The 6,451-nt window shown below is 34.8% G+C and carries 6 protein-coding genes and 2 pseudogenes; 5 read left to right on the plus strand and 3 right to left on the minus strand.

Going from position 1 to position 6,451, the window contains the following annotated elements:
* Positions 1 to 187: 187 nt before the first annotated feature.
* Both BFG57_RS14775 and BFG57_RS14780 read right to left on the minus strand, forming a co-directional pair.
* Positions 188 to 1,279, minus strand: coding sequence for a metal-dependent hydrolase (locus tag BFG57_RS14775; protein WP_069718270.1), 1,092 nt, complete (start codon positions 1,277 to 1,279; stop codon positions 188 to 190).
* 4 nt (positions 1,280 to 1,283) lie between these two features.
* A complete protein-coding gene (locus BFG57_RS14780; RefSeq protein WP_069718271.1) occupies positions 1,284 to 1,826 on the minus strand; it encodes a hypothetical protein in 543 nt (180 codons plus the stop codon).
* 216 nt (positions 1,827 to 2,042) lie between these two features.
* On the opposite strand from BFG57_RS14780, the gene BFG57_RS19080 reads away from it, so the two are divergent.
* The 3 genes from BFG57_RS19080 to BFG57_RS14795 all read left to right on the plus strand — a co-directional run bounded on the left by BFG57_RS19080 (position 2,043) and on the right by BFG57_RS14795 (position 4,630).
* Entirely contained in the window at positions 2,043 to 2,297 is a 255-nt protein-coding gene (locus BFG57_RS19080) for a hypothetical protein (protein WP_175428365.1), read from the plus strand.
* A gap of 423 nt (positions 2,298 to 2,720) precedes the next feature.
* Complete coding sequence (locus BFG57_RS14790) at positions 2,721 to 3,224, plus strand: peroxiredoxin family protein (protein WP_069718273.1); 504 nt, start codon at positions 2,721 to 2,723, stop codon at positions 3,222 to 3,224.
* A gap of 233 nt (positions 3,225 to 3,457) precedes the next feature.
* Positions 3,458 to 4,630 (plus strand): oxalate decarboxylase family bicupin, encoded by a 1,173-nt coding sequence (locus tag BFG57_RS14795; RefSeq protein WP_069718274.1) that lies wholly within the window; start codon positions 3,458 to 3,460, stop codon positions 4,628 to 4,630.
* A 63-nt stretch (positions 4,631 to 4,693) separates the two neighbouring features.
* Here the strand turns inward: BFG57_RS14795 and BFG57_RS19345 are convergent.
* Positions 4,694 to 5,040: pseudogene (locus BFG57_RS19345) on the minus strand (transposase); the annotation flags it as partial.
* Positions 5,041 to 5,331: 291 nt separating this feature from the next.
* Here BFG57_RS19345 and BFG57_RS14805 point away from each other — a divergent pair.
* On the plus strand, positions 5,332 to 5,787 hold the full coding sequence (locus BFG57_RS14805; RefSeq protein WP_069718276.1) for a GNAT family N-acetyltransferase: 456 nt from the start codon (positions 5,332 to 5,334) through the stop codon (positions 5,785 to 5,787).
* 122 nt (positions 5,788 to 5,909) lie between these two features.
* Positions 5,910 to 6,451 (plus strand): annotated as a pseudogene (locus tag BFG57_RS14810) (hypothetical protein); the annotation flags it as partial.

Raw genomic sequence — 6,451 nt, forward strand, 5'->3', positions numbered from 1 at the left:
ATATTTCATAGGTATCAATTATCAAATTGGCTCAATGTTTACTTCAATAGGTTCTGGGAGGATTCAATTTAAAGTAAAGTAGTGAACAGAGTGTGAAAATTAAAGCTAGCATTAGAAGAAATGCAAATAAAAAACAACGCAGAAATTCACAACTATTGTTGTAAGCTTCTGCGTTGTTTGAGATTAGTTAATTCGTGCTATTATTGAATCCCTCTATTGTAATGGCAGGATTTTGATAAGTGATTTGTTCGTCATTCATTGATGGTAATTCACTAAGAATTCGTTCTCTCTTTTCACTTTTAATTTCTACTAATTCTTCAGCTTTTTTATCATGTAGAAAAACAAACAAGTCTTCCTCTTTTACATCGGTTTCATAATTGGATTCATCATCACTATCCGTAATTTTATAATTGATACCTATGAAATATTGTTGATCTTCAAAGGTTAATTCTTTTACTGAGAGCTTGTATCCTAATTCTGTTTGTAAAATACGCTCTTGTTCATTCAATTTAGAGAATGATCCTTGTCCATAAATAATTCTTATCGGATTACCTGACTCTAATCTAACTTCATAAGTCCATAGGTTACTAGAGAAAGGATTACTACTTGCTGGTTTAAGGTAAACATCAACATCAGGATATTGTTCAGACAATTGTTGTTGAATGGTAGATTCTGAATATCCTTTAAAACCAACATAGGAACCGAAAAGAGCAACACCTATTGCAATAATTGATAACGTCCATTTTCGTTTTGTATTGTTTCGTCCAAGAATGATGAGTGCTAACAAACTAATGAATAAAACAATAAGGAAACCATCAGTTCCGTTCAATAAATTTAAACCGATATTCTTTTCACTCATGATTGGGAATAATATTGGTAATCCATTATCTAAGAAATCCATAGATAAATGACCAATTAATAAAGAAAAGAACATAATCATCCAACGCGTCTGTAGGTTTAATTCAGGTAGGAAGCGACGAATGATAATAGCCATTCCTAAACTGAAACTAGGTGCGATGAAAATAGAATGACTTAAAGAATACAAAACACTTGAAATAATACCAAGTGGAGTAGCAGCACCTAAAATAGCATAAAGAATCGAGTCTGCAACTTGGAAAGCTAATGTCAAATCAGGAGAAATTCCTGCTACAAAACCGATTAGTAGTAAGAGCCATAAATGGTTTTGTGATACTTTTTTTCGACCGATCACATAGGCAACGAGTGCTCCCAGTCCACCGTGATAACCAAGTTCACCTATCATCGTTATAAAAAAATTCATTTCATTATGACTCCTTTCCTAATGATTGTGGTTTTTCTGTTTCATAAATGAGTTCATTTTCATTTGAGAATCCTTTGACGATGACTGGTTCATTCACTCTCTCGATAGAATAAAAGAATGTATAACCGTTATGTTGAATGAAGCTTAAACTATCAGTATTAACGTTTACTGAAATTTTTTCTTCTGAATCATTCAGTGATAGCTTTTCAATTTGCTCATTTGAGATCATACCGAAGAGAATGTTACCCTCGATAGGAAACAATGTAATCCCTTCATTTGTATCAGGTAAGAAGTAAGTTGTTGTTTCTTCACCATTTACTGATTCAATTTCTGTACTTCCATCTGTTTTCTCTATTAGATTTATTTGGGTATCTTCACCAAAACCAATAGAATTAATAGAAGAATAGTTGTTATCGTTATCAGCATTTGCATAACTTTGTATGACAATAATAGAAGTATATACGAGTGAAAAGACTAATAATAAGAGTGAGCCAACTATTAAAGTTCGCATAGTTGGTGATAATTTTGGATTTTGTGTTTCAGCCACAGGGAATAACCTCCTTAGAAGAATTGTTACTTTTGTACAAAGTTGTTATGTTAAGTATTTGTTCGATTATTGCTACTCTAGGATAACGTTCATTTCTTAACATTTTTCTTATATAATTATGAAGAATTTCTTAAGAAAGTTAGTTCGTAATGACGGTCTAAAAATGATAACTACTTTACTTAAAAGTTTGAACAGTAATTTGACATATTTATCACAATGGATAAGCTGATCACTTGTGTTGCAATTTTAGAGCAAAAGAAAAGTGACCTTGAATTAGAGGTCACTTTGTTAAATCATAAATTTTCTTTCTTTGTTTTAATTGATCGCATTAAAAATATCGTACCGATTAGATTTGAGATTATACTTGTTCCGAGTGAAACTGCCAATAGTGTAGCTGACATCGTTACTGCTAATGATAAAATCAAAAATATAGTTCCTAATAATATAAAGATAAAACCCGTGTACGTTTGATTCAATTACATCACCTTCATTAAAAAATTTTAAATAGGTTGAAGTCTTGGCTATTTGCTTTGCGTAAGCAATCATTCGTTCAATGTACAAATTGTGCAAGGTAATGAAAAAACGATTCATTGTTAGTTTCATTTTAGCACTTCTTCGTTTCATCATAAAGGTTGTTCAAATTGTAAAATGAAATGATTATTGAATGAACAACCATTATTCGTTCTAGTGGGAGTGTAGGTCTATGTCCAGATTAAGGTTACACTCTTCATCATCTTACACATAAATTTTCTTAATGAACAGAAAGTATACAAGAGTGTGTTTAAAAAGGACGGAGAATAACAAACTAACTCGGTTATTCGACAGTCATTTTTCCCGGACTTTTTGAACATCTTCTATAAGTAAGAAAATTAGATGACAGGAGTGATTGACGATATGAGCCAACTTCAATTGAACGATTCAGCACCTTCTTTCACTGTTCCTTGTACCGATGGAAGTACGTTTAATATGTCTGCGCACCTTAAGGAGCATAATACATGGCATCTGCTCATATTTTTTAGAGGATCTTGGTGTCCTGTTTGTCTCCACGACTTACAGCAATTGCAGGAGAATGTAGGTTTTTTTGAAGGGAAAAATATTCATATTATGACCATTTCAGCCGATGAAATGTCTGCTTTAAAAGAACTAGTAGCAGAGCATAATCTTTCTTTTCCAGTTCTTTGTGATGAAAATTTAGAGGCGTTAAAGGCTTATGAAGTTTACTATCACGGGCAAGATGCCCCATACGAAGATCATGGTGTACATGGTGAGCCTGCTTATTTTTTATTAAATGAACATGGTAAAATAATGTATCAGCAACGTCAAACGAGCCCATTTGGTCGACCAAGTATGACTGAGCTTCGAAAGATCGTGCAATATATTCAAAAGAACTTAAAATGAGAGTTGGAAACCGAGTAGGAGTAAAATGAACTGCACTGCACCCCAATTGTTAGACAATATCTAATAATCGGAGGTGCAGTTTTTCTATGTCAAAGTTCACATTAGAAGACAAGTTAGATGCTGTTCAAAATCTTCTATGGGATGTTGAATTAAAGTGATATATATTCGACAAGTGACTGACACCTCAACTACGGAAAAGAATATAAATATTTCATACAAAGGAGCTGACTGCAATGAAAGATCATGGCAACGATAAACGATACTCTGTAAGAAATATACCTCAGCCCATTCGAAGTGATGGAGCTGGGGCTACTGATTTAGGTCCAAGAGATGTCATGAGAGATCTGCAAAATCCAGATATGTTCGTCCCCCCTGCGACAGATTCAGGAAAAGTACCCAATTTAAAATTTTCATTTTCAGATACAAATATGCAATTGTATCATGGAGGATGGGCAAGGGAAGTTACTGCTACGGAACTGCCTATTGCCACAACACTAGCGGGAGTAAATATGAGACTCACACCAGGTGGCGTACGCGAATTGCATTGGCATAAGCAAGACGAATGGTCGTTAATGTTAGAAGGTCGTGCGCGAATTACGGCAGTGGATCAAAATGGACACAATTTTATTGCTGATGTTGAAAAAGGGGATTTGTGGTACTTTCCAGCAGGCATCCCTCATTCTATTCAAGGATTAGAAGAGGGAGCGGAATTTTTATTAGTGTTTGATGATGGGAATTTTACTGAGGCTGATACGTTTTCTATTTCAGACTGGTTTGCCCATACACCAAAATCTATATTAGCAGATAACTTTGGTGTAGACGAACAGGCTTTTAAGGATATTCCAGATAGCCAAAAATACATGTATCAAGGAGAAATTCCCGGTTCACTACAAAGCGAGAGTATAACAAGTCCATACGGCTCTGTCCCACAAAGTTTCACGCATAAATTACTTGCACAAGAACCTATTATTACTCCTGGTGGGAGCGTACGTATCGTTGACTCTTCAAATTTTCCAATCTCAGAGAATATCGCAGCAGCACTTGTGGAAATAAAACCAGGAGCGATGAGAGAACTGCATTGGCACCCAAACAATGACGAATGGCAGTATTACTTGTCAGGTGAGGCTAAAATGACTGTATTTGCAGCAGACGGAACAGCTCGTACTTTTAACTATCGCGCAGGTGATGTCGGCTACGTCCCATCTCCATATGGACATTATATTCAAAATATCGGTACAAAAAGTGTATGGTTTTTAGAAATGTTTCAGAGCGACCGCTTTGAAGATGTTTCTCTTAATCAATGGATGGCATTAACACCTACAGAGCTTGTTGAGAGTAATTTAAATGTCGGACCAGAGCTGATGAATTCGCTACGCAAGTCAAAATGGCCAGTTGTGAAATACTGAATTGATTTTTTTATAGCAAGGAATATTAAAATCCATCTGTATGACGAGGCATTTTAAATTTCTATATCTCGAATTCCATTTTTCTTTTAAAATCTCTAACTGCTCTAATGCAACGGTTTCGTTTAGTGCTCGGTAAACAGATTTAAAATCTTTTGTAAATTCATTCACATGTTTGTAAGAAACATGTGAATAAATTTCTAAGCTGATGAATAATACAACGTTGAATTTCAACCTCACTGTAAACCGTCTGTATGGCTTCCCTTAGGCCTGTTAATCCAACATGGCTACTTCTTGTAACACTCAATTTTTAAGGTCAGGTCATTTAATACCGTAAGCCAAAATTTTGAACTTTCTGTTTCACCAATCCATATCTCTAATATATCTTTAGATCCTTCTAAATTCACACTAAGGAACATAAGTAGCTTTACTTTTGAGTTTATTTTGGTATTTAGAATACCTTTTTTGGAAGCCAGTGTCCTAGGTATTATCATAATAAGTTTAACTTGGTGGTTTAAAAAACTTAACTTCCCCTCAAATTAAATATTTCAATACAAGATATTAAAGTGAAAATCGGATTAGATGAAGTAAGTTTTGTATATCTTCAATTGTTGTAGTGATGATGTCGTCAACGGAATTGGACAAGAACCAGCATCATTTAACATATCTTATATAGATAGAAATAATCATAGGGGGGGTAAAAAATGAACAATATAAGAGAAGCATTATTTGAAGATGCTTATGCATTAAGTGACATTGCATTAAGATCGAAAGCTCATTGGGACTATAGTGAAGATTTTATTGAGGCGTGTAGAGAAGATTTAACGATAACGGGGCAATATATTAGACAAAATGATGTGTACATATTAGATGGGGTGGAAGGGATCATTGGATTTTTTACTTTTGAAAGAGGGGAAAGCAATAGTCTCGATTTCTTTTACATAAATCCTGATTTTATAGGCAAAGGTTTTGGTAAGACTCTATGGGAATATATGATTAAGAAAGCTCAGGAATTAGACATTAACAGTTTTACGATTGATAGTGATCCGAATGCGAAAGGCTTTTATGAAAGAATGGGTGCGAAACAAATTGGTGAAACACCATCAACGGTTTTTAAGGGACGAATGTTACCGTTGATGAAGTATACGGTGCAAGCTTAGATTAAGTTTTTGAAAAGTTTTTTCTCCTTTTTTTCATTTCGATATATTCTCGACACATTCGAGCTTTAGTATATGACTTGTAAGACAAAGCAACACACAAATTTCAGAAGGAGTGGGAACATATGTTAAAGACATTTTCATCAAAATTTTTAGCAGGAGCATTAGCAGTAGGTGTAGCAGCATCAGGAACAACTTTCACAGCATCAGCAAATTCAGACGTTGATACTACAGTCGTTGAAAAGCAAATCGTACAAAAAATTGATTCAGAAACAGCTGAACAGCTTAAGCAAATTCGTGAGCAAGTGAAAGCAGGCACATTAACGAAAGAAGAAGCACGTGAACAGGTTCAAGAATTAGGTATTGAAGGAAAACGTGGACGTTCGCTAGCATATAGCCAATTAGATGAAGAAACGAAAGCAGCGTTAGAAGAAATTCGTGCACAAGTAGAAGCGGGTACTCTAACGAGAGAAGAAGCACGTGAACAAATCCAAGAATTAGGCTTTGAAGGTTTTCTTGGAAAACATGGTCAACATAAACGTTTCGCTAATTTAGATGAAGAGACAAAAGCAGCGGTAAAAGATATTAAAGCGCAAGTAGAAGCGGGCGAAATCACGAAAGAAGAAGCACATGAAAAGCTTGCAGAGTTAGGAATTGAAAGACCAAA

The sequence above is a fragment of the Bacillus solimangrovi genome (genome assembly GCF_001742425.1).
Classification (GTDB): Bacteria; Bacillota; Bacilli; order Bacillales; family Bacillaceae_N; genus Bacillus_AV; species Bacillus_AV solimangrovi.

Bases quoted from the DNA above. Each gene is read 5' to 3' on its own strand.
- BFG57_RS14805 (WP_069718276.1), top strand. From the start codon at position 5,332: ATGAACAATATAAGAGAAGCATTATTTGAAGATGCTTATGCATTAAGT.
- BFG57_RS14775 (WP_069718270.1), bottom strand. From the start codon at position 1,279: ATGAATTTTTTTATAACGATGATAGGTGAACTTGGTTATCACGGTGGA.
- BFG57_RS14790 (WP_069718273.1), top strand. From the start codon at position 2,721: ATGAGCCAACTTCAATTGAACGATTCAGCACCTTCTTTCACTGTTCCT.
- BFG57_RS14795 (WP_069718274.1), top strand. From the start codon at position 3,458: ATGAAAGATCATGGCAACGATAAACGATACTCTGTAAGAAATATACCT.
- BFG57_RS19080 (WP_175428365.1), top strand. From the start codon at position 2,043: ATGGATAAGCTGATCACTTGTGTTGCAATTTTAGAGCAAAAGAAAAGT.